Source organism: Nocardia sp. NPDC051981, assembly GCF_040680715.1.
Classification (GTDB): Bacteria; Actinomycetota; Actinomycetes; order Mycobacteriales; family Mycobacteriaceae; genus Nocardia.
Genome location: NZ_JBFAXK010000070.1, coordinates 1 through 1,795, shown reverse-complemented (window position 1 = coordinate 1,795; position 1,795 = coordinate 1). Strand labels below are relative to the sequence as shown.

Annotated in this window: 1 protein-coding gene; it reads left to right on the top strand. The window is 63.0% G+C overall.

Going from position 1 to position 1,795, the window contains the following annotated elements:
- Positions 1–1,026: 1,026 nt before the first annotated feature.
- Positions 1,027–1,524, top strand: a complete 498-nt coding sequence (locus tag AB0L60_RS42410) for a hypothetical protein (protein WP_364626636.1) — start codon at positions 1,027–1,029, stop codon at positions 1,522–1,524.
- The last annotated feature ends 271 nt before the right edge of the window (positions 1,525–1,795 follow it).

Sequence of the window (1,795 nt, the reverse complement as noted above, 5' to 3'; positions counted from 1 at the left end):
CCAGGGCCGAGGTCGCGGCAAACTTCGTGTAACGCATACTTCTCGTCGCTTTCTTGATCGGGCGCTTCCCTCCTGGGAGCGAGGTCCTCATCGAGGTCTCAATGCGTGACGAAGGCAACCATCCGGCACGCAAAGAGACCCGGTTCGCCGGATCGTGATGTGTCGGACGAAACCGATGCCGCCGAGGGTATGGCTCAGCGGGAGGCCGGTGACGACCCCGGTTGTCGCGGACTTGGAGCTGGTTGTCCGCAGCAGTGAGCGAGTCGGCGTCGGTCTCGACCACGACGGAGTCGCCGTCGAGCTTCGCGTCAGTGGATGGACGGAAGGACCTGGCCGATACCCTGATTGATGCCGTCGAGCCGGGAGGGGATGACCGGAGCCGGATCGGCGTGCACGATGCCGGCAGTGGTGCGGAGGGGCCGCGGTGACGGCGAGTTTGCTGAACTGCATGGCTTTTGGCCTTCTTGCAGGAATACTTCCCACTCCCGGTCGGGGACGCGCTTGTGAAGCGTCCTAGTCGAGTGTCCAGTAATTAGGAGCTGAGTGGTAGCCAAATGGCGTTTTGATAGCCGAGATCACTGACTCCCGAGGCCATGATTCGGATCACTTGTCAGCGAGCGGAAGTGCCCGCGCAGCCGCGGCTCGTTCTCACACCACAGGCCGGTGGACACCAGCTCGTCGTCCGCCACCACAGCCCTGGTCGCGGTGCGCGACAACGTCTTTCGCTGCGCCCGCGCCGCCTCGGCGGCATCCAGCTCGGCATCCTGGGGGTGGGGGGCGAGTGAGTCGAGTTCCGAAGCGGATCAGCCCCTTCCAAGAAGCAGGGCAGCGCGTGCATCGCTGCTGGTAGAGACTCTGCTGAGCTCCTATCCGGTGTCCGAGTGGGGGCTCAGTCGTTTCGCGAGCGCCACCTGCTGGCCGGTTCGGTCAGCGCGGTATGCGGCAATACAGTGCGTTCACCGAAGGTCCTCAGTACGTGCCGGAGGTGCGTATTGAGTGTCGGTTGCAGGGAGTACGTTGCTGGGCATGACGCTTGAACTTCCAGCGCCGGAATTGCTCTGGGCGCGGATAGTTGCCGAGGGGCGTGCCTTGTTGAATCGCGAGGGCAATAGAGCCCAAGCGATCGAGGTACACCAGTCCGAGGAGACCGCCTGGGTGGCCGGGGACCGGTTGGTCTCTGAAGACGGGGCTGGCAACTGGTTCGTGCTGGTTCGCGGAGATGACGAGCGGGCGTTGCTATTCGGCGGGGACGAGTCAAGCGAGTTGTTCGAAACCGACTTCGATCCATGGGCGGACGCCCCAGAGTGGGCGCTGACGATCGATCGAACTGTCACTCATCCGAGGCTCTCGGACACAGACACGGTGACCTTCGCGCGTTGGTGGAATGGGTCAGCCTGGGTCAGCACCCCATTCGAGGAGCATCTGCCTGAATGGTCCGCTGACGACCCCGACGCCGACGACGGCCTGTACATGGGCTTGCGTTCGATAGTCGATCCGGCGGGGAACCCTACACCGGACTCGTAGACGACCCAGAATATAAGCGAGCTTCACAAACGCTCATCGGCAGAAGTGGACGTTCTGCGGCGCACCAGGTTCCGGCCGGCATCGCCTCGCGCTGGCCGGTTCGGTCAGCGCGATCAGCGGCATTACCGTGCGTTCATGCTTTCTAGTCAAATACGTTGGTGAGATGCACGTGTGACGGAAGACTGAGGTTCAGCCGTTCGACCGCAGCGCGGACACTGGCGTCTAGTTCCCAGTGCAGGTCCACGACATAACCAGGCCAATCGTCCCAGAG

Coding starts and splice junctions, on each gene's coding strand:
- AB0L60_RS42410 (WP_364626636.1), top strand. CDS start 1,027: ATGACGCTTGAACTTCCAGCGCCGGAATTGCTCTGGGCGCGGATAGTT.